19 protein-coding genes are annotated in these 22,391 nt (G+C 71.8%); 3 read left to right on the top strand and 16 right to left on the bottom strand.

Annotated features, from left to right (window positions below):
* Positions 1–62 precede the first annotated feature (62 nt).
* Positions 63–1,976 (top strand): protein kinase, encoded by a 1,914-nt coding sequence (locus ABZZ20_RS15110; RefSeq protein WP_356869845.1) that lies wholly within the window; start codon positions 63–65, stop codon positions 1,974–1,976.
* A 71-nt stretch (positions 1,977–2,047) separates the two neighbouring features.
* Here ABZZ20_RS15110 and gatB read toward each other — a convergent pair whose 3' ends face one another.
* The 10 genes from gatB to ABZZ20_RS15060 form a co-directional block, all read right to left on the bottom strand.
* Entirely contained in the window at positions 2,048–3,559 is a 1,512-nt protein-coding gene (gatB, locus tag ABZZ20_RS15105; protein WP_356869844.1) for an Asp-tRNA(Asn)/Glu-tRNA(Gln) amidotransferase subunit GatB, read from the bottom strand.
* Between the two features lie 16 nt (positions 3,560–3,575).
* Positions 3,576–3,821, bottom strand: coding sequence for a hypothetical protein (locus tag ABZZ20_RS15100; protein ID WP_356869843.1), 246 nt, complete (start codon positions 3,819–3,821; stop codon positions 3,576–3,578).
* On the bottom strand, positions 3,818–5,314 hold the full coding sequence (gene gatA, locus ABZZ20_RS15095) for an Asp-tRNA(Asn)/Glu-tRNA(Gln) amidotransferase subunit GatA (protein ID WP_356869842.1): 1,497 nt from the start codon (positions 5,312–5,314) through the stop codon (positions 3,818–3,820). The genes ABZZ20_RS15100 and gatA overlap by 4 nt, the downstream gene beginning before the upstream one ends.
* A 5-nt stretch (positions 5,315–5,319) precedes the next feature.
* Positions 5,320–5,616, bottom strand: a complete 297-nt coding sequence (gatC, locus tag ABZZ20_RS15090; protein WP_267012058.1) for an Asp-tRNA(Asn)/Glu-tRNA(Gln) amidotransferase subunit GatC — start codon at positions 5,614–5,616, stop codon at positions 5,320–5,322.
* Positions 5,617–5,853: 237 nt separating this feature from the next.
* A complete protein-coding gene (locus ABZZ20_RS15085; protein ID WP_356869928.1) occupies positions 5,854–7,899 on the bottom strand; it encodes a bifunctional diguanylate cyclase/phosphodiesterase in 2,046 nt (681 codons plus the stop codon).
* 539 nt (positions 7,900–8,438) lie between these two features.
* Complete coding sequence (ligA, locus tag ABZZ20_RS15080; RefSeq protein ID WP_356869841.1) at positions 8,439–10,640, bottom strand: NAD-dependent DNA ligase LigA; 2,202 nt, start codon at positions 10,638–10,640, stop codon at positions 8,439–8,441.
* Between the two features lie 31 nt (positions 10,641–10,671).
* On the bottom strand, positions 10,672–11,655 hold the full coding sequence (locus ABZZ20_RS15075; protein WP_356869840.1) for a methionine synthase: 984 nt from the start codon (positions 11,653–11,655) through the stop codon (positions 10,672–10,674).
* Positions 11,652–12,341: an SDR family oxidoreductase gene (locus tag ABZZ20_RS15070; protein ID WP_356869839.1), complete on the bottom strand. Its 690-nt coding sequence runs from the start codon at positions 12,339–12,341 to the stop codon at positions 11,652–11,654. Before ABZZ20_RS15070 ends, ABZZ20_RS15075 begins: the two co-directional genes overlap by 4 nt.
* A gap of 133 nt (positions 12,342–12,474) precedes the next feature.
* Complete coding sequence (locus ABZZ20_RS15065; protein WP_356869838.1) at positions 12,475–12,819, bottom strand: DUF1330 domain-containing protein; 345 nt, start codon at positions 12,817–12,819, stop codon at positions 12,475–12,477.
* A gap of 91 nt (positions 12,820–12,910) precedes the next feature.
* The gene (locus ABZZ20_RS15060) at positions 12,911–13,876 is read right to left on the bottom strand and encodes a helix-turn-helix domain-containing protein (RefSeq protein WP_356869837.1); all 966 of its coding nucleotides are present in this window, start codon (positions 13,874–13,876) and stop codon (positions 12,911–12,913) included.
* A 104-nt stretch (positions 13,877–13,980) separates the two neighbouring features.
* Between ABZZ20_RS15060 and ABZZ20_RS15055 the strand changes: the two genes are divergently transcribed.
* Entirely contained in the window at positions 13,981–14,901 is a 921-nt protein-coding gene (locus tag ABZZ20_RS15055) for an NADP-dependent oxidoreductase (protein WP_356869836.1), read from the top strand.
* Positions 14,902–14,938: 37 nt separating this feature from the next.
* Here the strand turns inward: ABZZ20_RS15055 and mnmA are convergent, their stop codons facing one another.
* Complete coding sequence (gene mnmA / locus ABZZ20_RS15050) at positions 14,939–16,072, bottom strand: tRNA 2-thiouridine(34) synthase MnmA (protein ID WP_356869835.1); 1,134 nt, start codon at positions 16,070–16,072, stop codon at positions 14,939–14,941.
* Between the two features lie 69 nt (positions 16,073–16,141).
* Between mnmA and ABZZ20_RS15045 the strand changes: the two genes are divergently transcribed.
* The gene (locus tag ABZZ20_RS15045; protein ID WP_356869834.1) at positions 16,142–16,834 is read left to right on the top strand and encodes a peptidoglycan recognition family protein; all 693 of its coding nucleotides are present in this window, start codon (positions 16,142–16,144) and stop codon (positions 16,832–16,834) included.
* A 161-nt stretch (positions 16,835–16,995) separates the two neighbouring features.
* On the opposite strand, the gene ABZZ20_RS15040 is transcribed toward ABZZ20_RS15045, so the two are convergent.
* From ABZZ20_RS15040 to ABZZ20_RS15020, 5 genes are all read right to left on the bottom strand, one after another.
* Positions 16,996–18,159 (bottom strand): cysteine desulfurase family protein, encoded by a 1,164-nt coding sequence (locus ABZZ20_RS15040; RefSeq protein WP_356869833.1) that lies wholly within the window; start codon positions 18,157–18,159, stop codon positions 16,996–16,998.
* A 125-nt stretch (positions 18,160–18,284) separates the two neighbouring features.
* Positions 18,285–19,136 (bottom strand): thioesterase family protein, encoded by an 852-nt coding sequence (locus ABZZ20_RS15035; RefSeq protein WP_356869832.1) that lies wholly within the window; start codon positions 19,134–19,136, stop codon positions 18,285–18,287.
* 58 nt (positions 19,137–19,194) lie between these two features.
* A complete protein-coding gene (locus ABZZ20_RS15030; RefSeq protein ID WP_356869831.1) occupies positions 19,195–19,851 on the bottom strand; it encodes a trimeric intracellular cation channel family protein in 657 nt (218 codons plus the stop codon).
* A 388-nt stretch (positions 19,852–20,239) separates the two neighbouring features.
* Positions 20,240–21,304, bottom strand: coding sequence for a dipeptide ABC transporter ATP-binding protein (locus ABZZ20_RS15025; RefSeq protein ID WP_356869830.1), 1,065 nt, complete (start codon positions 21,302–21,304; stop codon positions 20,240–20,242).
* A 5-nt stretch (positions 21,305–21,309) separates the two neighbouring features.
* Positions 21,310–22,332, bottom strand: coding sequence for an ABC transporter ATP-binding protein (locus tag ABZZ20_RS15020; protein ID WP_356869927.1), 1,023 nt, complete (start codon positions 22,330–22,332; stop codon positions 21,310–21,312).
* Between the last annotated feature and the right edge of the window lie 59 nt (positions 22,333–22,391).

Raw genomic sequence — 22,391 nt, 5'->3', positions numbered from 1 at the left:
GACCCTGTGATTCCGGCCACGTCAAACTGATCCCCACTCACACCAGTGCTGCTGGGGGGAAATTGACCAGCCAGAATCTGCACATCGGACCGGACGCGGCAGCGGACCGGTACCGGTTGCTCCGGGCGATCGGGCGCGGCGGGGAGGCCGTGCTCTACCTCGCCGAGATCGAGCTCGCGGGCGGTTGCGAACCGGTGGTCGTCAAGGTGCTCGACTCCAAGACGACCATCACGCCCGAAGTCTTCGACCGGATCAGCCAGAAGTGGAACGAGCAGGCGGAACTGCTGCGCTTCGTCCACCGACCGGGCGTGGTCGGCGTACGGGAGCACTTCGAGGGGCCGCCGATCCACCGGCCCGGAGAGTCGGGAACCCTCTCCGGGCGGTCCCTGGTGCTCGTCATGAACCACGTCGACGGGCTCGACCTGCGCGACTGGCGGGCCGAGCGGACCCTCGCCACGGCCGCCGAGCGCCGCGAGGTGATGCGGACGCTGGAACAGCTGGCCGACGTACTGGACTGGCTGCATTCGGGCAAGGCCACCCCGTCCGGGCGCCAGGTCATCCACGGGGACCTCTCCCCCGGCAACGTCATGGTCGACGAGCACGGGCAGGCCACCCTCGTGGACTTCGGCCTCAGCAAGCTGACCGCCGACCACCAGACGGCCGAGGTGTGGTTCACCCCCGGGTACGCGGCTCCCGAGGTCTTCGACGGCAAGCGCACCCCGGGCACCGACCGGTACGCCTTCGGGGCCATCGCGTACTTCCTGCTGAGTGGCGAGTCGCCGCCCAGCTCACCGGAACAGCTGGCCCGGGCGATGGCCGCATTGCCGCAGATCATCATTCTGGACGCCGAGCAGCGCAGGCGGATCACCGCCATCTACGCGGGCGATCCCGCCGAGCGGCCGGTGAGCCTGGCCGGCTGGATGAAGGACGTCCGGCAGGCGATGGTCTCCACGACCACCTCCACCTCGCAGCGGGCCGCGACCGTACAGGACGTGGTCCCGCCGAAGCCGGCCGCCGCTCCGGTGGTGCCGCCGCAGCCCGCGGGACCGCCTCCCGTCCACGCCCCCGCCCCCGCTGCGACTCAGGCCTCGGCTCCGCCCCCGACCCAGGCGCCGGCTCCGGTACCGACTTCAGATGCGACGCCGGCTCCGGCTGCGACCCCGGCTCCGGCTCCGGCTGCGACCCCGGCTCCGGCTCCGGCTCCGGTCCAGGCACCGCCTCAGACACCGGCCTCCGATCCGTTGACCGCCGCGTACGCGCCGACGTACCCGCTGCAAACGACCCCGCCCCCGGAGCCCGGCCGGTCGAAGAAGCGCCGGTCCGGGCTGGCCCTGGGCTCGGCCGCCGCCGTGCTGGTCATCGCTGCGCTCGCCGTGATCGGCGTACAGCTGCTGAACAATGACGAGGACAAGGGCGCGGACGGGGCCTCGGGCAGCCGGGCGAGCAGTGCGGCGTCCAACACGGCGACACAGGAGGAGGAGTCCCCGGCCTCCTCGCCCACTCCGTCGCAGAGCGAGGGCGCGGACCCGACGGCCGACCCCACCGCCACCGCCACGGGTACCAACCCGGCGGGCATCGCGGCGCACATCAAGGCAGCCGATCTGACGGTCATGACGCCCGTGTCCGGGCTGGGCAACTTCAAGATCGGGGCAGCGAAGATCAACACCAAGCAGTACGGGGCCGCCTTCATCGCGGAGCCCGACTGCAACGACGAGGCGATCGCCGAGTTCGACCTCAACCGCGAGTGGAAGCACCTGGAGTTCACCGCCGGGATCGACGACGGCTCCACGCAGCAGAAGGGGCGCGTCAGCATTTCGCTCGACGGCCAACCCGCGGCCTTCTCCGAACTCGTCGAGCTCGGCAAGCCGGTGACCACGTCGGTGGACGTGACCGGGGCCCTGCGGCTGCGCGTCAAGGTGGACATGGGCTGCGAGAACGGCACGGTCGTGATCGCCGCCCCGCAGCTCACCCGCTGACGGCCGGGCACCGTACGTCGGCGGCCCCGCACCGGACGTTCGGTGCGGGGCCGCCGACGCAATGAGCGGGACTATTCCGAGACGCCCAGGCGCTCCAGGATGAGTTCCTTGACGCGGGCCGCGTCGGCCTGGCCGCGGGTGGTCTTCATGACCGCTCCGACCAGGGCGCCGACGGCGGCGATCTTGCCGCCGCGGATCTTGTCGGCGATGCCGGCGTTGCCCGCGATCGCCTCGTCCACGGCCGCGCCGAGCGCGCCCTCGTCCGAGACGACCTTCAGGCCGCGCTTCTCGACGACCTCGTCCGGGGTGCCCTCGCCGGCGAGGACGCCCTCCAGGACCTGGCGGGCCAGCTTGTCGTTCAGCTCGCCGGCCGCGACCAGGGCCGCGACGCGCGCGACCTGGGCCGGGGTGATCGGGAGCTCGTCGACGACGACACCCTGCTCGTTGGCGTTGCGGGCCAGCTCGCCCATCCACCACTTGCGCGCGGCGGTCGAGTCGGCACCCGCCTCGACCGTGGCGACGATGGAGTCCACCGCGCCCGCGTTGAGGATCGACTGCATGTCGTGCTCGCTGACGCCCCACTCCTCGCGGAGCCGGTTGCGGCGCACGCGCGGCATCTCGGGGAGGCCGGCGCGCAGCTCCTCGACCCAGTCGCGGGCGGGGGCGACGGGGACCAGGTCGGGCTCCGGGAAGTACCGGTAGTCCTCGGCGTTGTCCTTGATGCGGCCGGCGGTGGTGGAGCCGTCCTCCTCGTGGAAGTGCCGGGTCTCCTGCACGATCGAGCCGCCGGCGGTCAGCACGGCCGCGTGGCGCTGGATCTCGAAGCGGGCCGCCCGCTCCACGGAGCGGAGCGAGTTGACGTTCTTCGTCTCCGAGCGGGTACCGAAGGGCGCCTCGGGGCTGGTGCGCAGCGACAGGTTCACGTCGCAGCGCATCTGGCCCTTGTCCATCCGGGCCTCGGACACGCCGAGGGCCTTGATGACCTCGCGCAGCTCGGCGACGTACGCCTTGGCGACCTCGGGGGCCCGCTCGCCGGCGCCCTCGATCGGCTTGGTGACGATCTCGATGAGCGGGATGCCGGCGCGGTTGTAGTCCAGCAGGGAGTGGGACGCGCCGTGGATGCGGCCGGTGGCGCCGCCGACGTGCAACGACTTGCCGGTGTCCTCCTCCATGTGGGCGCGCTCGATCTCCACGCGGAAGATCTCGCCGTCCTCCAGCTGGACGTCGAGGTAGCCGTTGAAGGCGATGGGCTCGTCGTACTGGGAGGTCTGGAAGTTCTTCGGCATGTCCGGATAGAAGTAGTTCTTCCGGGCGAAGCGGCACCACTCGGCGATCTCGCAGTTCAGCGCGAGGCCGATCTTGATGGCCGACTCGACGCCGATCGCGTTGACGACGGGCAGCGAGCCGGGCAGGCCGAGGCAGGTCGGGCAGGTCTGCGAGTTGGGCTCGGCGCCCAGCTCGGTGGAACAGCCGCAGAACATCTTGGTCTTGGTGCCGAGCTCGACGTGGACCTCAAGGCCCATGACGGGGTCGAACGAGGCGAGAGCGGCCTCGTACGAGAGCAGTTCGGTGAAGGTGGTCACGGTGAAACTTTCCCTCTCAGCCCAGCAGGACGTCGTCGTCGCCCAGGCGCTTCAGCTCGCGGAAAAGGATCGCGAGACCGGTGACGATGGCGGCGGCGGACACGACGGCGTCGACGAGCTTCAGCGTGTCGTGCTCGGTGCGGGCCTTGCGGGCCTGCTTGATCACGCTGATGGCACCGAAGGCGGTGGTGCCGATCGACAGGTACGTACCGGACTTGGACTTCTTGAAGCCCTTGGCCTTGGACAGTGCGCTACCACTCACAGCGACGGAGCCTCCTCTAGCAGCGGGTGACCCCAGCGCTCGACGAAGGCGGCCTCGACGGCGGCACCGACCTTGTACAGGCGGTCGTCCTTCATCGCAGGGGCGATGATCTGCAGACCGACCGGGAGACCGTCCTCCGGTGCCAGGCCGCAGGGGAGCGACATGGCGGAGTTGCCGGCCAGGTTGGTCGGGATGGTGCACAGGTCCGCGAGGTACATCGCCAGCGGGTCGTCGGTGCGCTCACCGATCGCGAAGGCGGTGGTCGGGGTCGTCGGGGAGACGATCACGTCGACCTGCTCGAAGGACTTCTCGAAGTCCCGGGAGATGAGCGTGCGGACCTTCTGGGCCGAGCCGTAGTAGGCGTCGTAGTAGCCGGAGCTCAGCGCGTACGTACCGAGGATGACGCGGCGCTTGACCTCGTCGCCGAAGCCGGCTTCGCGGGTCAGGGCGGTGACGTCCTCGGCGGACCTGGTGCCGTCGTCGCCGACGCGCAGGCCGTAGCGCATGGCGTCGAAACGGGCCAGGTTCGAGGAGCACTCGGACGGCGCGATCAGGTAGTACGCGGCCATCGCGAGGTCGAAGGAGGGGCAGTCCAGCTCGACGATCTGGGCGCCCAGCTCCTTGAGGAGCTCGACGGACTCGTTGAAGCGCTGGACGACGCCCGCCTGGTAGCCCTCACCGGCGAACTGCTTGACGACACCGATGCGCATGCCGGCGACGGAGCCGCTGCGTGCCGCCTCGACGACCGGCGGGACCGGGGCGTCGATGGAGGTGGAGTCCAGCGGGTCGTGGCCGGCGATGACCTCGTGGAGGAGCGCCGCGTCCAGGACCGTACGGGCGCAGGGCCCGCCCTGGTCGAGGGAGGAGGAGAAGGCGACCATGCCGTAGCGGGAGACCCCGCCGTACGTGGGCTTCACGCCGACCGTGCCCGTGACGGCGGCGGGCTGGCGGATGGAACCGCCGGTGTCCGTGCCGATCGCGAGGGGGGCCTGGAAGGCGGCCAGGGCGGCCGCGGAGCCGCCGCCGGAGCCACCCGGGATGCGGGTGAGGTCCCACGGGTTGCCGGTGGGCCCGTACGCGCTGTTCTCGGTGGAGGACCCCATGGCGAACTCGTCCATGTTGGTCTTGCCGAGGATGACGACGTCGGCTTCCTTGAGCTTGCGCGTCAGGGTCGCGTCGTACGGCGGGATCCAGCCTTCGAGGATCTTCGAACCCACGGTGGTCGGAATCCCGACGGTGGTGAAGATGTCCTTGAGGGCGAGCGGCACGCCGGCCAGCGGGCCGAGCTTCTCGCCACGCTCGCGCTTGGCGTCGACCGCACGCGCCTGGGCGAGGGCGCCCTCGCGATCGACGTGCAGGAAGGCGTGGACCTTCTCGTCGGTCGCGTCGATGCGGGCCAGGTGGGCCTCGGTGACCTCGACGGCCGTGAGTTCGCCGGAGGCGATCTTCTCGGCGGTCTGGGCTGCCGTGAGCTTGATGATCTGGTCAGTCATGGTTGTTAGTCCTCCCCCAGGATCTGCGGCACCTTGAAACGCTGCTGCTCCTGGGCGGGAGCGCCGGAAAGCGCCTGCTCGGGGGTGAGCGACGGTCGGACCTCGTCCGCGCGCATGACGTTCGTCAGCGGCAGCGGGTGGGAGGTCGGCGGGACGTCTTGGTCGGCGACCTCGGAAACGCGGGCGACCGCGCCGATGATGTCGTCGAGCTGTCCGGCGAAGTGATCCAGCTCAGTGCTGGACAGCTCAAGGCGCGCCAGCCGAGCGAGGTGGACGACCTCCTCGCGCGTGATGCCAGGCATGCAGCGATCCTCTGGGGTTGGTGAATCCGGGTTTTGGCCCAATCCTAGAGGGCTCTGCCGCCTACCAGCGCAACGCTTATTCCATCGCTGCGCGGGCGGGGAGCACGGCTGACCGGCGAGCAGGGCGAGATCTCCGGTGGGAGCGTCCCCCCTGAGAGGGGGAACGCTCCGCCGAGTGCGGGGTCGGCTACGGAATGCGACCGGCTCCGGGGGCGGGCGTCGCAGCCGCCGACCGGGTCACGGGGCCGGGGTGTCCGCCGGGGTCGGGGAGGCCGCGAGTTCCGCGGTGATGTCCGCCGGGCGACGCCAGCCGCGTTCGCCGCGGGCGAGGAGCCAGGCCGTGGCCTCCTGCGGGGGCATGGCAGCCGCGACCAGCCAGCCCTGGACGGCGTCGCAGCCCAGGTCGCGCAGGCGTTCCCAGGTCTCGTCGTCCTCCACGCCCTCCGCGACGACCAGCAGCCCCAGCGAGTGCGCCAGGTCCACCGTGCAGCGCACGATCTCCGCGTCCTGCGCGTCCACGGCGAGCCGCGCCACGAACGAACGGTCGATCTTCAGCTCGCTGACCGGGAGCCGCCGCAGGTGCACGAGGGAGGAGTAGCCCGTGCCGAAGTCGTCCAGCGACATCTTGACGCCGTGGCCGGTCAGGCCCGCCATCGTGTCGGCCGCCCGCTGCGGGTCTTCCAGCAGGACGTGTTCCGTTATCTCCAGCTGGAGACCGCTGGCCGGAACTCCGTGCCGGGCCAGGCGCGCCGCGACCGCCCCCGCGAAGCCGGGCGTGTGGACGTCGCGCGGCGAGACGTTGACGGCCACCGGGACCTTCAGGCCCTGCGCCCGCCACCGCGCCACCTGGGCCAGCGCCGTCTCCAGTACGTACTCGGTCAGGTGCGGCATCAAGCCCGAGGTCTCCGCGATGGCGATGAACTCGTCCGGCGACACCCGCCCCCGCTCCGGATGAACCCACCGCACCAGGGCTTCGAGCCCGGCCACCTGGCCGTCGAAGCGGACCTTGGGTTGGTAGTGCAGTTCCACTTCGCCTGCGTCGAGGGCCCGCCGCAGGTCGCCGAGGAGGCCGAGCCGGTCGGGAGTGTTGCTGTCCCGCTTGGACTCGTACACCTCCACGCCCGTGCGGTCCCGCTTCGCCTGGTACATCGCGACGTCGGCGCGCCGCAGCAGTCCCTCCGCGTCCAGGGCGTGGTCGGGGAAGACGGCGAGGCCGGCGCTGGCCTCCAGGACGAGGGTGAGGCCGTCCAGGTCGAGGGGTGAGCTGAGCTCGGCGACGAGGTGGCGGGCCACGCGCTGGGCGCTGGTGGTGGAGTCGGCGACGGGCAGCAGGACGGCGAACTCGTCGCCGCCCAGGCGGGCGGCCTCGGCGTCCTCGGGCAGGGCCTGGCGCAGCCGGTCGGCGATCTGGAGCAGCAGCCGGTCGCCCGCCAGGTGGCCCAGCGTGTCGTTGACCGCACGGAAGCGGTCCAGGTCGATCAACACAAGAGCTGACCGGGTGCCCAAACGTTCAGCCTCGTCCAGGGCGGACCAGGCTCGCTCCAGCAGCCACTGCCGGTTCGGCAGACCGGTCAGCGGATCGCGCAGTTGCTCTTCGGCGCGCGCCCGGGCGATCCACAGGGTGGAGTCCAGGGCGATCAGCGGTACGGCGAACAGCGGCAGCAGGATCGGCTGCGCCACCGCGACCACGCAGATCAGCGGCGCGATGCCGAGCAGGGCGACGGCTACTAACGCCTGTCGGAGCAGGGCCGTGCGGGCGGCGGTGGGCAGGCCGCTCCCGCGCGGGTTCAGCGCGAGCCACAGGAGCAATCGGGTGACCAGCAGGTAGGTCACGGCCACCAGGACGATCTCGGGGACCGCCTCCAGCCCCCAGGTGGCGGGCCGCCACGGGGTCTCTACGGTCGACCCCTGGCCGAACGCGGCGAGTACGAGGGCTCCCGCACCGATGCCGAGGATGTCGGTGGCGCCGTGCAGCAATCCCTGCCGCCAGCGGTGCCGGCGGGCGGCTCCGACCAGGGAGACCACGGCGAGCGAGACGAGTCCCGCGGGGACCCAGCCGTAGAGGATGAGCACGCCGAGGGTGAGTGCCGCGCCCGATCCGGTGCCGCCCCACCATCGGTCCCGACCCAGTGCGACCAGGTGGCCGACGATGATGCCGGTCAGCAGGGCGAGTGCCCAGCCGACCGAGCCACCGGGGAACAGGGCATGACGGTCACTCAGCGCGAAGACGATGCCGGCCACGAGGACCACGGCGGACAGGCCCACGAGGACGAAGGGCAGCACGGTGCGCTGCCCCGGTCCGCACGGTCCCGCGCTGGTGTCGAGCGGGTGGGTGTCCGGCGTCCTGGCACCCAGGACGCCGAGCCGGCCCGTCCGCATGGACGGGATCTCCCCGCCGAAATCAGGTGACGGGTCGGCGCTTTCGGTGGGTTTCATGCCCGTACCTCTCACAGCCGGCAATGCCGATGTCACGCGATGGCCCCGAGTCATGCCATCACGGCTGGAATCGCATCACGCAGCCGTGCACGACAGGCGCACCCCTCAACAGTAGGACGCGAGAGGCTCCCAGGGGCAGCGGTCGGCGGCGGTTGCCCGAATGCGACCCAGCCATCCTCATCAGTACGGTATCCGCCGAACGGGTGAGTTTGGACCAGGACCCTCGGGTCACCCATCCGATGATCCGACAGGTCACCACCCCACGAACAGCCCTGTACCAGCCTTTTACTACCCGTTGTTGCGCCTGGCGTGCGCCCGCCCGTACGGCCGCACGCCATGCATCCGTTCGCCTTCGCTACTCCCGCGGTGCACTTCCTTACGGGGTACTACTCCGCTCCGGCCCCGTCGTCCACCGGGAGCGCCACCTCGCGCGCCGCATCGGGGCCCTGCTCCAACAGCACCGCGAAGCCCGCGTCGTCGAGGATCGGCAGCTTCAACTGCACGGCCTTGTCGTACTTGGATCCCGGGTTCTCGCCGACCACGACGAAGGAGGTCTTCTTCGAGACGGAGCCGGTCACCTTCGCGCCGCGGCTCTGCAAGGCCTCCTTCGCTCCGTCTCGCGTGTGGCTCTGCAAAGTGCCGGTGACGACGACGGTCAGGCCCTCCAGCGGACGCGGACCCTCCTCCTCACCGGAGCCCTCCTCCTCCATCCGGACCCCGGCCTCCCGCCACTTGCGCAGGATTTCCTGGTGCCAGTCGACGGCGAACCATTCCTTGACCGCCGCCGCGATGATCGGCCCCACGCCCTCGGTCGCGGACAGCTCCTCCTCGGTGGCCTGCTCGATCCGCTCGATCGAACGGAACTCGCGCGCCAGGGCCTCCGCGGCGACGGGGCCCACGTGGCGGATCGACAGACCGTTGATGAAACGGGCCAGTGGGCGGTCCTTGGCCGCTGCGATGTTCTCCAGCATGGCTAGGGCGTTCTTCTTCGGCTCGCCCTTCTGGTTGGCGAAGACCGTGACGATCTTCTCCTCGCCGGTCTTCGGATCGCGCTTGGGCAGCCCGCTGTCGGCGTCCAGGACGTACGCCTTGATGGGCAGCAGCTGCTCGATGGTGAGGCCGAACAGATCGCCCTCGTCGCGCATCGGGGGCTCGGCCGGCTCCAACGGGTTGGTGAGGGCGGCTGCTGCCACCGCGCCGAAGTTCTCGATGTCCAGGCTCTGACGGCCGGCCAGGTAGAACAGTCGCTCGCGCAACTGGGCGGGACAGGTGCGACCGTTGGGGCAGCGGAGGTCGATGTCGCCCTCCTTCATCGGTCGCAGCGGCGTTCCGCACTCGGGGCACTCCGCCGGCATGACGAACTCCCGCTCGCTGCCGTCGCGCAGGTCCACCACCGGGCCGAGGATCTCGGGGATGACGTCGCCGGCCTTGCGCAGGACCACCGTGTCTCCGATGAGCACGCCCTTGGCCTTGACGACCTCCTGGTTGTGCAGGGTCGCGAACTCGACCTCCGACCCGGCCACCGTCACCGGCTCCACCTGCGCGTACGGAGTCACGCGACCGGTGCGGCCGACACCGACCTTGATGTCCAGCAGCTTGGTGTTGACCTCTTCGGGGGCGTACTTCCAGGCGATGGCCCAGCGGGGGGACCGGGCCGTCGAGCCCAGCCGGCCCTGGAGCGGGATCTCGTCGAGCTTGACGACGACGCCGTCGATCTCGTGCTCCACCGAGTGCCGGTTCTCGCCGAAGTAGGCGATGAACGCGCGGACCTCGTCGAGGGAGGACACCGTCTTGTTGTGCCGGGCCGTGGGCAGGCCCCACTCGCCGAGCAGTTCGTACGCGTGCGAGAGGTTGTCGATGTCGAAGCCCTCGCGCGCGCCGATGCCGTGCACCACCATGTGCAGCGGGCGGGTGGCGGTGACCTTCGGGTCCTTCTGGCGCAGCGAACCGGCCGCCGCGTTGCGCGGGTTGGCGAAGGGCTTCTCGCCCGCCTCGACGAGTCGGGCGTTGAGCTCCTCGAACTTCTCCATCGGGAAGAAGACCTCGCCGCGGATCTCGACCAGCTCGGGGATGCGCTCTCCCGTGAGACGGTCCGGGATCTCCGCGATGGTACGGACGTTGGGCGTGATGTCCTCGCCGGTGCGGCCGTCGCCACGGGTGGCGGCCCGGGTGAGACGGCCCTTCTCGTAGGTGAGGTTGACGGCCAGACCGTCCACCTTGAGCTCGCACAGGAAGTGGAAGTCGGGGGTATTGACGTCCCGGGCGACCCGCTCGGCCCAGGCCGCCAACTCCTCGTCCTCGAAGGCGTTGTCGAGGGAGAGCATGCGCTCGCGGTGCTCGACGGACGCGAAGTCCGTCAGGTACGCCCCCGCCACCTTCTGGGTGGGGGAGTCCGGCGTGCGCAGCTCCGGGTACTGCTCCTCCAGCGCCTCCAGCGAGCGCAGCAGCTGGTCGAACTCGGCGTCGCTGACGACCGGCTGGTCGTTCACGTAGTACCGGAAGCGGTGCTCCTCGACCTGCTCGGCCAGCAGCCCGTGCTGCTCGCGCACCGCCGTCGGTACTGCCGTGTCCTGCTGTTCGGCTGCCATGCCGTGTCCTCCCGTGGCCCCGTCTCTCACATCACTCAGGGTTGTCGGCGAGCGACCTCGCCGCCCTGACGCAGTGCGCCTGCACCGCGCGGGCATAAGCGGGCGAAGCACCCGCCAGACCGCACGACGGAGTGACCACCACGGACTCCGCGAGGGTCCCCGGGGCCAGCCCCAGCCTGCGCCAAAGCTTCCTGACACCCATGACGCTACCGGCAGGGTCCGACAACGGGGCATCAGTGCCCGGCACCACTCCGGCGAAGAGTTTCGCGCCTCCTTCGACGGCCTCCCCGATGGCGTCCTCCTCGCGCTCGGTGAGCAAGGAGAAATCGAACGAGACGCCCGTGGCGCCGGCCCGGCGGAGCAGACCGAAGGGCACCTCGGGAGCGCAGGAGTGGACGACGACCTCACCGTCGTGCACGGCGAACAGCTCGCGCAGGGTGCCCTCGACCACTTGGCGGTCCACGGCCCGATAGGTGCGGTACTTGCTCGCGGACCGCACCCGGCCCAGCAGCACCGCGGTGAGCGACGGCTCGTCGAACTGGAGCACGACCTCGGCGCCCGGGATGCGCCTGCGCACGTCGGCCAGGTGTTCGCGCAGCCCCTCCGCGAGCGACCCGGCCAGGTCGCGGCAGGCTCCGGCGTCCTGGAGCACGGCCTCGCCGCCGTGCAGTTCCAGGGCGGAGGCCAGCGTCCACGGCCCGACCACCTGGATCTTGAGCTTGCCCTCGTACCCCTGGGTGAACTCCTCCAGGGCGTCCAGGTCCTCGCCGAGCCAGGACCGGGCACGCCTCGTGTCGCGGCCGGGGCGGTCGCTGATCCGCCAACCGCTGGGCTCGACGTGTGCGTACATCTCGACGAGCAGCCCGAGGGAGCGGCCGATCATGTCCGCGCCGGGCCCGCGGGCGGGCAGCTCGGGGAGGTACGGGAAGTCCTCGAAGGACCCGGTGACGGTCTTGGCGGCCTCCCGGGCGTCGCCGCCGGGGAGGGAACCGACGCCGGTGGCTGCGGCGGTCATCGGCCGGGCCTCACGGTCAGGTCGTTGACCTCGGCGTCGCGGGGCAGGTCGAGGGCCATCACGATCGTGGTCGCCACGGACTCGGGGTCGATCCAGTGGGCCGGGTCGTACTCCTTGCCCTCCTGGGAGTGCACCTTGACCTGCATCGCGGTCGCGGTCCGCCCCGGGTAGACGGAGGTGACCCGGATGCCGTGGGGCTTCTCCTCTGCGCGCAGCGCGTCGGCGAGCGCCTTCAGCCCGTGCTTGGAGGCGGCGTACGCACTCCAGTCGGCGTGGGCGTTGAGACCGGCGCCGGAGTTCACGAAGACCACGGTGGCCCGGGAGGCCCGCAGGGTGGGCAGCAGCAGCCGGGTGACCTCGGCGGGGGCGATCAGGTTCACGTTGAGCTGCTGGTGCCAGGTCTTGGGCCGCAGCTCGCCGACGGGGCCGAGGTCGACGATCCCGGCGATGTGCAGGAGCGAGTCGATCCGCTCCGGAATCGCCTGCTTGGAGAAGGCCCACGACAGCCGGTCGGGGTCGGCGAGGTCCCCGACGAGCGCGCGGGAGCCGGGGTACCGGGCGGTGAGCTCCTTGGCGCGGGCGGCGTCGCGGGCGAGGAGGACGAGGTCGTCGCCGCGGGCGTGCAGCCGGGCCGCGACGGCGGCGCCGATGCCGGAACCGGCACCGGTGATCAGGTGAGTAGCCATGTGCCCATGCTCGCAGGTCGCCGGTGTCGGACAGGGCCGGGCCGGCTGGCTGACCGGCTGGCTGACCCGCTGGCTGACCCGCTGGGCTGGGCCGCGCCGTGGCGGCCATACGCCCCCGGCGCGGGTGGATCGGTCAGAGCCCTAGGGCCTCGCGGTGCGCGGCGGCGGTCGTCGACGCGTCGTAGCCCGCCGGGACGCCGTCCACCAGGATGACCTCGCCCGGGACGTGCCGGGTACGCAGGGGGACCAGGGCCTGGTAGGCCGGGGACGCGTACCAGGCGCGGGCCCGGTCGATGTCCGGGAAACCGAGGACGACGACCGTGCCGGGCCAGGGACCCTCCTTGACCTCCACCTCCGCGTTGTGGACGAGGAAGCGCCCCTCGAAGGGGTCCATGGTGGCCTGGATCTCCTCGATGTAGCGCAGGACGTCCTCGTTCAGGGTGTCGGGGCGTATGTGGGCGATGGCGTACGCGGTCATGCTCTGCTCCCCTGTCGTCGATCGGCCCGGCGTTGCGGGCTGTTGCTCCGATCCTGACAGCGGGCCACCCGGAGGGCGATGACCCGGGAGGTCATGCCGGCGCGAGCCGGAAGGTGCGGCGGTAGGCGATCGGCGAGACGCCCAGCGACGCCCGCATGTGCTGGCGCAGCGAGTTCGCGGAGCCGAAGCCCGCCCGGTGCGCGACCAGGTCGACCGACAGGTCGCTGGACTCCAGCAAGTGACGTGCGACTTCGAGGCGTTGTCCGGTGAGCCACTGCACCGGCGTCATGCCCACCTCGTCACGGAAGCGTCGGGTGAAGGTCCGCAGACTCATCCGGGCGTGCGCCGCGAGCTCGGCCAGCGTGAGGGGTTCGGCGAGGCGCTCCAGGGCCCAGGCACGGGTGGCGGTGGTGGTGGCGACGGTGGGTTCGGGGACGGGCCGGTCGATGTACTGGGCCTGCCCGCCGTCCCGCCAGGGCGGTACGACGCACAGCCGCGCGGCGCGGTTGGCGACGGCGGTGCCGTGGTCCTGGCGGATCAGGTAGAGGCAGAGGTCGACGCCGGCGGCCACGCCCGCCGAGGTGAGGATGTCGCCGTCGTCGACGAAGAGGACCTCCTCGTCGAGCCGGACGCGCGGGAAGCCCCGCTGGAACTCGGGCGCGTGCACCCAGTGCGTGGTGGCGGGCCGGCCGTCGAGCAGTCCGGCGGCGGCGAGGACGTACGAGCCGGTGCAGAGGGAGACGATCCGGGTGCCGGGCCTGATCGCGGCGAGGGCATCGGTCAGCGCCTGCGGCAGGGGCGCGCCCTGCGCGAGCTCGTCCATGGAGTGCGTGGGCGTGATGATCACGGTGTCGGCCGCTGCGAGGGCCTCGGGGCCCGCCGAGACACCGACGGTGAATCCTGCGTCGCTGGTCACGGGCTGTCCGTCGGCGGTGCAGACGGTCAGCTCGTAGAGGCGGTTCCCGGCCTCGTCGTAGGCGTTGCCGAAGACCCGGGAGGGGATCCCGAGCTCGAACGGAGGGACCCCTTCGAGGGCGAGTACGGCAATCCGGTGCATGGCCAGATCCTGTCACAGGGTGGCTGCCCGGCCAACACTGCGAGCGCGTCCCGGCGCCGAAGCTGGTTCCACAGCAGCACCGGAACACACCTGAGGAGAAACACATGCGCGCCGTCGTCGTCAGCCAGTGGGGCGGGCCCGAGGTACTGGCCGAGACCGAGCTGGAGCGGCCGGAGCCGGCCGTGGGAGAGATCCTGGTACGGGTCCACGCGGCCGGGGTGAACCCCGTCGACTGGAAGACCCGGGCCTCCGGCGCCCTCATCCCGTGGGGGCCGGTACCACAGGTCGGCTGGGACGTTTCCGGCACCGTCGCGGCCGTCGGACCGGGCGTGACCTTCCACCGGGTGGGCGACGAGGTCTACGGAATGCCCCGTTTCCCGCAGCAGGCCGGCGCTTACGCCGAGTACGTGACCGGTCCCGCCCGGCACTTCGCGCGCAAGCCGGCCTCGCTCGACCACGTACAGGCGGCCGCGCTGCCGCTGGCGGCGCTGACCGCCTGGCAGGCGCTGGTGGACACGGCCGGGGTCACCGCCGGACAGCGGGTGCTGGTGCACGCGGCGGCCGGCGGTGTCGGCCACCTGGCCGTGCAGATCGCCAAGGCCCGAGGCGCGTACGTGATCGGTACGGCGAGCGCGGGCAAGCACGAGGTGCTGCGCGAGCTGGGCGCCGACGAGCTGATCGACTACCGCACCACGGACTTCGAGGACGCCGTCACGGACGTGGACGTCGTGATCGACGCCATGGGCGGTGACCACGGGCAGCGCTCGCTGAAGGTGCTGAAGCCGGGCGGCCACCTGGTGACCCTGCCCGGCCCGGACGGCCTCCCGGCCGACGCGCAGGGCGTGCAGGCCTCCTGGGTCATCGTGGAGCCGGACCTGAAGGGCCTGGAGGAGATCGCGGCCCTGGTCGAGCAGGGCCTGCTGAAGCCGCTGATCGACACGGTGCTGCCGCTGGCGCAGGCCGCGAAGGCCCACGAGATCGGCGAGCTCGGCCGCACCACCGGCAAGATCGTCCTGACCGTCTGACGGTCTGCTCCCCGACGGCCCTGCCCGCCCGGTGCGGCTAGACGGCCGCCGTGGCGCGGGTGGTGGTGGCGATGGTGGCGGAGCCGACGACGCGGGTGCCGTCGTAGAGCACGATCGCCTGGCCGGGGGCCACGCCGCGGACCGGCTCCGCGAAGCGCACCCGCAGCTCGCCGTCCACGAGCTCGGCGAAGACCTCGGTCTCGCCGCCGTGGGCGCGCAGCTGCGCGGTGTAGGTGCCCGGGGCGGCGGCCGTGGAGCCGCACCAGCGGGGACGGATCGCGGTGAGGGCGCTGACGTCCAGGGCCTCGGCGGGGCCGACGGTGACGGTGTTGTTGACCGGGGAGATGTCGAGGACGTAGCGCGGCTTGCCGTCGGGGGCGGGGTGGCCGATCCGCAGGCCCTTGCGCTGGCCGATGGTGAAGCCGAAGGCGCCGTCGTGGGTGCCGACCTTCTCGCCGGTCGCCCCGTCGACGATGTCGCCCTCGGCCTTGCCGAGGCGGTTCGCGAGGAAGCCCTGGGTGTCGCCGTCTGCGATGAAGCAGATGTCGTGGCTGTCGGGCTTCTTCGCGACGGCCAGGCCCCGCTCCTCGGCCTCGGCGCGGATCTCTTCCTTGGTGGTCAGGGTGTCACCGAGCGGGAAGAGGGCGTGGGCGAGCTGCTTCTCGTCGAGGACCCCGAGGACGTACGACTGGTCCTTGGCCATGTCGGAGGCGCGGTGCAGCTCGCGGGAGCCGTCCTCGTTCTCGACGACGGTGGCGTAGTGACCGGTGCAGACGGCGTCGAAGCCGAGGGCGAGGGCCTTGTCGAGCAGCGCCGCGAACTTGATCTTCTCGTTGCAGCGCAGACAGGGGTTCGGGGTGCGCCCGGCCTCGTACTCGGAGATGAAGTCCTCGACGACGTCCTCGCGGAAGCGCTCGGCGAGGTCCCAGACGTAGAACGGGATGCCGATGACGTCGGCGGCGCGACGGGCGTCGCGGGAGTCCTCGATCGTGCAGCAGCCGCGGGCGCCGGTCCGGAAGGACTGTGGATTCGCGGAGAGCGCGAGGTGGACGCCGGTCACGTCGTGCCCGGCTTCGACCGCGCGGGCAGCGGCGACGGCGGAGTCCACACCGCCGGACATGGCGGCCAGGACGCGAAGGGGGCGGGCGGTGCGCGGCAGGTTCTCAGTCATAGCACCGTCCAGAGTACGGGGGAACCGCCGGGGGTCACAGCGCGTTGTCGGGTACAGGGGGTGGATCACATGGGGAGCAAGGTCAAAGGCGAGTCGAAGGCTGCGCCGGGCAGGACCCGCCGGGCGGTGCTGTTCGCAGGGCTCGGGATCTTCACGGTGGCGGCGATCGCCGGACAGGACGAGGCGCGGCGGGCGTGGTGGCTGCTGCCGGGGGTGGGCAAGCCGCGCGAGGAGGGTGCGCTCGACCACGCGGGCGCGCGTTGGACGGCGGCTTCGCCGGCGAACTGGCGGCTCGCGGACCGGCCCTCCGACTACCGCGTGGACCGGATCGTGGTGCACGTCACGCAGGGCAGCTTCGCGTCCTCGGTGGACGCCTTCAAGAGCCCGTGGCACCAGGCCTCGGCGCACTACATCGTGGGCCAGGACGGGCACGTCGAGCAGATGGTCCGCGAACTGGACGTGGCCTTCCACTCGGGGAACCGCTCGATGAACGAGCGGAGCGTCGGCATCGAGCACGAGGGCTACGTGGACCGGCCGCAGGACTTCACCGACGCGATGTACGCGGCTTCGGCGCGGCTGGCCGCCGACGTCTGCCACCGGTACGGCATACCCGTCGACCGCACCCACATCCTGGGCCATTCCGAGGTCCCGGGCGCCGACCACACGGACCCGGGCCGCCACTGGGACTGGGACCGCTACCTCCGGATGGTGCGGGAGCAACTGGCGGCGGTCGCATCCGGCGCCGGTTCTCCCGCAACCTAGTGCTGTGACCGGAACGGTTCACCGGCCCGCGACGCCCGGCACGGCACCTCGCCACGTTGTCGGACCACGCAAGTACGTCCAGTACGAGCCGTGGCCCTCCGCCTTGCGATGCACCGCACCGGACGCCGCGGGCCTACCGGCAAACCCTTCCGGCCACAGCACTAGCTGAGGCCCGCCGTACGGGCGCGCTGGACGGCCGGTCCGATGGCGGCGGCCACGGCCGCGACGTCGTCCCGGGTCGAGGTGTGGCCGAGGGAGAAGCGCAGGGTGCCGCGGGCCAACTGCGGGTCGGTGCCGCTGGCCAGCAGGACGTGACTGGGCTGCGCCACACCGGCGGTGCAGGCGGAGCCGGTGGAGCACTCGATGCCCTGGGCGTCCAGCAGGAGCAGCAGCGAGTCGCCCTCGCAGCCGGGGAAGCTGAAGTGGGCGTTGGCCGGGAGCCGGTCCACCGGGTCCCCGCCGAGGACGGCGTCGGGTACTTCCCGGAGCACCGCGGCGATCAGTTCGTCGCGCAGGGCGCCGATCTCGGTGGCGAAGTGCTCGCGCCGCTCGGCGGCGAGCACGGCGGCCACCGCAAAGGAGGCGATGGCGGGCACGTCGAGGGTGCCGGAGCGCACGTGCCGCTCCTGGCCGCCGCCGTGCAGGACGGGGACGGGGCTCTGGTCGCGGCCGAGCAGCAGCGCACCGATGCCGTAGGGGCCGCCGACCTTGTGGCCGCTGACGGTCATCGCGGCGAGGCCGCTGTCACCGAAGCGGACGTCGAGCTGCCCGAAGGCCTGGACGGCGTCGGAGTGCAGGGGGATCGCGAACTCGCGTGCGACGGAGGCCAGTTCGTGGACCGGCATGACGGTGCCGATCTCGTTGTTGGCCCACATGACGGTGGCCAGGGCCACGTCGTCGGGGTTGCGCGCGACGGCTTCGCGGAAGGCCTCGACGTGCACCCGCCCGTAGCGGTCCACCGGCAGGTACTCCACCTGGGCGCCTTCGTGCTCGGCGAGCCAGTGGACGGCGTCGAGGACGGCGTGGTGCTCGACCGGGCTGGCGAGCACGCGGGTCCGGGCGGGGTCCTGGTCGCGGCGGGCCCAGTAGAGGCCCTTGACGGCGAGGTTGTCGGCCTCCGTGCCACCCGCGGTGAAGACCACCTCGCTCGGGCGGGCACCGAGCGCCTCGGCGAGGGCCTCGCGGGCCTCCTCGACGGTACGGCGGGCGCGGCGGCCGGCGGCGTGGAGGGAGGACGCGTTACCCGTGGCGGCGAACTGCGCGGTCATCGCCGCAGCGGCCTCCGGGAGCATCGGAGTGGTGGCGGCGTGGTCGAGGTAGGCCATGATCCCCTGATTCTACGAGTCCCCTCCCCGGGGCAGGACCCCGCGGCCCCTCCCCGTCCTGCCGCCTGCCTGCCGCTCCCCCGGACACACCGTCGGGAAAGCGGCAGGACGCACCGCCGAGGGGTTCAGCGCGGGGCGCGGGCGAGTTGGCGGGACTGGGCCACCAGGCGGTCCGCCGAGTCCCAGACCTCGGCGTCCTCCTCCAGGAAACCGCCGGCCAGGTTCCGCGTGGTGATCCCGATCCGCAGCGGGCCCGGGGCCGGCCGGTGCCGGATGTGCGCGGTGAGCTCCACCGTCGGGCTCCAGCCCATCAGCCCCAGGTCGAAGCAGGTCGGCGGCAGCGCGTCCACGGCGAGCAGCAGCGACAGCGGGTCCGCGTCACGGCCGTCGGCCAGCTCGAACCAGGCCCGCATCTCCCCCTTGCCCGACGGCGCACCGAGCGCCCAGCCCGCCGTCGCGGGGTCCAGCCGCAGCCGGAGCCGGTCGACGATCGCGTTGCTGCCGGGGATCGGCGCCGGGCCGGCTTCCGGCCCGAGGCAGTCCGCGTACGGCGGGATCACCGGCGGGAGCGCCGTGGTGCGGACGTCGTCCGACAGGGAGGCGAGGTCGCCGTACGAGGCGACGACCCGGATCCGCTCGATCTCGGCGCCGTTCTCGTCGTACTGGAAGAGGGAGGCCTGACCGGTGGAGAGGGTGCGCCCCACGCGGACGACCTCCGTACGGATCACCGCGGGGCCGGGTACCGACGAGGTCAGGTAGTGGGCGGAGACGGTGAAGGGGTCCGGGTGCGGCAGGGCTGCCGAGAGGGCCCGGCCGACCAGGGCCAGCAGATAGCCGCCGTTGACGGCGGTGATGATCGTCCATCCGGCGGAGAGTTCCGCGTCGTACACCCCGGGCTCGTCCGCGCGGGCGGTGACGGTGGTGTCGCGGTCGAACTCACTGTCGCCGACGGATGCCTGAGTCGCTGCGTATGCCATGGATTCGAGCCTACAACGCGAAGCTACTAAGCGGTAGCTTTCCACGGCCACGTGCTGATCACGGCTCTTCGGCCACCGCGGAACGGCGGTTCCAGGCCAGCGGGGCCCGCCAGTGGTAGTGCATGGCGAGGAGCCGCAGCACGAAGGTGGTGACGATCGCGAGGGCGGTGGTCACGGCGTTGAGGACGTCGAAGCCGATGAACACGGCCACCATCGAGGCGCCGATGAGGGCGGGGACCGCGTACATCTCGCGGTCGCGCAGCAGCGACGGCACCTCGTTGGCCAGCACGTCGCGCAGGACGCCCCCGCCGACGGCCGTGGCTACGCCCAGCGCGGCGGACGCGGTGAGGCCCAGGCCGAACTCGTACGCCTTGGTCGTGCCCGTCACGCAGAACAGACCGAGGCCGGCGGCGTCGAAGACGTTGATGGCGCGGTTGATCCGCTGCACCTCGGGGTGCAGGAAGAAGACGAAGCCCGCGGCGATCAGCGGGGTCACGAAGAAGCTGAGCTCGCCGAAGGCGGCGGGCGGGACGGCACCGATCACGAGGTCGCGGAAGAGGCCGCCGCCGAGGGCGGTGACCAGCGCGAGGACGCAGATGCCGAAGACGTCGAAGTTCTTGCGTACGGCGAGCAGGGCGCCCGCGGTGGCGAAGACGAAGATGCCGGCGAGGTCCAGGGCATGCTGGATCCCGGGCGGGAAGAGATCGTGGAGCACCGCCCCATTGTGCCGTTCGCCTGGCCGGCGGGCGGACGGGGCGGTCGGGCCGGGGCCGGTCCGGGCCCGCCCGCGCGGCACCCCGGCCGAGGGCGCGGGCGCGAGCGCCCCGGGCCCGGTGCCCGCCGGGCGGTGCCCCGGGCGGGGCAAGCATGGCCGTGTCGGCCGGGGCGCGGGCGTGTCGGGTGGGAGGGCCGCGAGCGCATGGCCGTACCGGGGGCGAGCGTGGCCGGGCGGTCGGGCCGCCGTGCCGGCCGGGGCGCGGGCCGGCCGGGGCGCGGGCCGGCCGGGGCGCGGGCCGGCCGGGGCGCGGGGGTGGGGGGAGCGCCGCGCCCCCGGGCCGGGTGGGCCGGGGGCGCGGGACGCCGGGCTGCGGTTTTGCCTCGGGCTATTCCGAGACGGTCGCCACCGCTTCCGCGGCGCCCGGCAGCGCCGGGTCGCCCGGGGCCTGGTCGGCAGCGTTCTCCGGGTGGTGGCAAGCCACCTGGTGGCCCGTCGCCAGGGCCAGCATCGGCGGCTCCTGCGTCGTGCAGATCTGCGTGGCCTTCCAGCACCGCGTGTGGAAGCGGCAGCCGCTCGGCGGCGAGATCGGCGAGGGCACGTCGCCCTTGAGCAGGATGCGCCCGCTCTTCGCACCGCGCCGGCGAGGGTCCGGCACCGGCACGGCCGACAGCAGCGCCTTGGTGTAGGGGTGCATCGGGTTCTCGTAGAGCGACTTGCGGTCGGTCAGCTCCACGATCTTGCCGAGGTACATCACCGCGATGCGGTCGGACACGTGCCGGATGACCGACAGGTCGTGCGCGATGATCACGTACGTGAGGCCGAGCTCCTCCTGGAGGTCGTCCAGCAGGTTGACCACCTGGGCCTGGATCGACACGTCCAGCGCCGAGACCGGCTCGTCGGCGACGACCAGCTTCGGCTTGAGGGCCAGCGCGCGGGCGATGCCGATGCGCTGGCGCTGGCCGCCGGAGAACTCGTGCGGGTAGCGGTTGTAGTGCTCCGGGTTGAGGCCCACCAGCGACAGCAGCCGCTGCACCTCCGCCTTGAGGCCGCCTTCCGGCTGCACCCCTTGCAGCTTGAAGGGGGCGCTGACGATCGTGCCGACCGTGTGCCGCGGGTTCAGCGAGCCGTACGGGTCCTGGAAGATCATCTGTACGTCGCGGCGCAGCGGGCGCATCCCGGAGACCCCGAGGTGCGTGATGTCACGCCCCTCGAACTCGACCGTGCCGCCGGTCGGCTCCAGCAGGCGGGTGATCAGCCGCCCCATCGTCGACTTGCCGCAGCCGGACTCGCCGACGACGCCCAGCGTCTCACCGCGCCGGACGTCGAAGTCGATGCCGTCCACGGCCTTGACCGCGCCGACCTGTCGACGCAGCAGCCCCTTGTTGATGGGGAAGTGCTTGACCAGGCCGGTCACCTTCAGGAGCGGCTCCGCCTCGGGGTCCTTCTTCATGTCGGTCACAGCTTCGGCGCAATCTCTTCGGTCCAGATCCGGGTCCGCTCCTCCTGCGACATGTGGCAGGCGGACCAGTGCCCTCTGTCGTCCTCGGTGAGCTCGGGCCGCTGGGTGCGGGTGATGCCGCCCTTGGGGATGTCCGCGTACGGGCAGCGCGGGTTGAAGGCACAGCCGCTCGGGATGTTGATGAGGCTGGGCGGCGAGCCCTTGACCGGGATCAGGCGCTCGGTCTGCTCGCGGTCGATGCGCGGCATGGAGCCGAGCAGGCCCCAGGTGTAGGGGTGGCGGGGCTCGTAGAAGACCTTGTCGGCGGTGCCCCGCTCGACGCACCGGCCGCCGTACATCACGAGGATGTCGTCGGCCATCTCGGCGACCACGCCGAGGTCGTGCGTGATCATGATGACCGCGGAGCCGAACTCCTTCTGCAGGTCACGGATCAGGTCGAGGATCTGCGCCTGGACGGTGACGTCCAGGGCGGTGGTCGGCTCGTCCGCGATCAGCAGTTCGGGGTTGTTGACCAGGGCCATCGCGATCATCGCGCGCTGGCGCATACCGCCGGAGAACTCGTGGGGGTACGCGTCCACGCGCCGGTGGGGCTCCGGGATGCCGACCCGGTCGAGCATCTCGATCGCCCGGGCGCGGGCGGTCTTCTTGTCGACGTCCTGATGGGTCCGGTACGCCTCGACGATCTGCTTGCCGACCGTGTAGTACGGGTGCATCGCGGACAGCGGGTCCTGGAAGACCATCGCCATCTTGCGGCCGCGCAGCTTGCGCACGTGGTCGGCGTCGGCCCGTACGAGGTCCTCGCCGTCGAGCACGACCTGCCCCGAGATGTGCGGGCGGCTGCGCGCGTTGCCGGTGCGGTGCAGGCCCATGACGGCCAGGGAGGTCACCGACTTGCCGGAGCCCGACTCGCCGACGATGCCGAGCGTCTTGCCGCGCTCCAAGTCGAAGGAGAGTCCGTCGACGGACTTGACCAGGCCGTCGTCGGTCGGGAAGTGCACCTTGAGGTCGCGTACGGACAGGAAGGCCCTGTCCTTCGGCGGCCCGGCCTGCTCGGGTACGAACGCGGCTCCGCCTGCGG

The organism is Streptomyces sp. NPDC006430 (genome assembly GCF_040612395.1).
Taxonomy (GTDB): domain Bacteria; phylum Actinomycetota; class Actinomycetes; order Streptomycetales; family Streptomycetaceae; genus Streptomyces.
The sequence above is the reverse complement of the archived record's forward strand: the minus strand, read 5'-3'. Positions and strand labels throughout refer to the sequence as shown.

Coding starts and splice junctions, on each gene's coding strand:
- gatA (WP_356869842.1), bottom strand. CDS start 5,314: ATGACTGACCAGATCATCAAGCTCACGGCAGCCCAGACCGCCGAGAAG.
- gatC (WP_267012058.1), bottom strand. CDS start 5,616: ATGCCTGGCATCACGCGCGAGGAGGTCGTCCACCTCGCTCGGCTGGCG.
- ligA (WP_356869841.1), bottom strand. CDS start 10,640: ATGGCAGCCGAACAGCAGGACACGGCAGTACCGACGGCGGTGCGCGAG.
- ABZZ20_RS15075 (WP_356869840.1), bottom strand. CDS start 11,655: ATGACCGCCGCAGCCACCGGCGTCGGTTCCCTCCCCGGCGGCGACGCC.
- ABZZ20_RS15070 (WP_356869839.1), bottom strand. CDS start 12,341: ATGGCTACTCACCTGATCACCGGTGCCGGTTCCGGCATCGGCGCCGCC.
- ABZZ20_RS15065 (WP_356869838.1), bottom strand. CDS start 12,819: ATGACCGCGTACGCCATCGCCCACATACGCCCCGACACCCTGAACGAG.
- ABZZ20_RS15060 (WP_356869837.1), bottom strand. CDS start 13,876: ATGCACCGGATTGCCGTACTCGCCCTCGAAGGGGTCCCTCCGTTCGAG.
- ABZZ20_RS15055 (WP_356869836.1), top strand. CDS start 13,981: ATGCGCGCCGTCGTCGTCAGCCAGTGGGGCGGGCCCGAGGTACTGGCC.
- mnmA (WP_356869835.1), bottom strand. CDS start 16,072: ATGACTGAGAACCTGCCGCGCACCGCCCGCCCCCTTCGCGTCCTGGCC.
- ABZZ20_RS15045 (WP_356869834.1), top strand. CDS start 16,142: ATGGGGAGCAAGGTCAAAGGCGAGTCGAAGGCTGCGCCGGGCAGGACC.
- ABZZ20_RS15040 (WP_356869833.1), bottom strand. CDS start 18,159: ATGGCCTACCTCGACCACGCCGCCACCACTCCGATGCTCCCGGAGGCC.
- ABZZ20_RS15035 (WP_356869832.1), bottom strand. CDS start 19,136: ATGGCATACGCAGCGACTCAGGCATCCGTCGGCGACAGTGAGTTCGAC.
- ABZZ20_RS15025 (WP_356869830.1), bottom strand. CDS start 21,304: ATGAAGAAGGACCCCGAGGCGGAGCCGCTCCTGAAGGTGACCGGCCTG.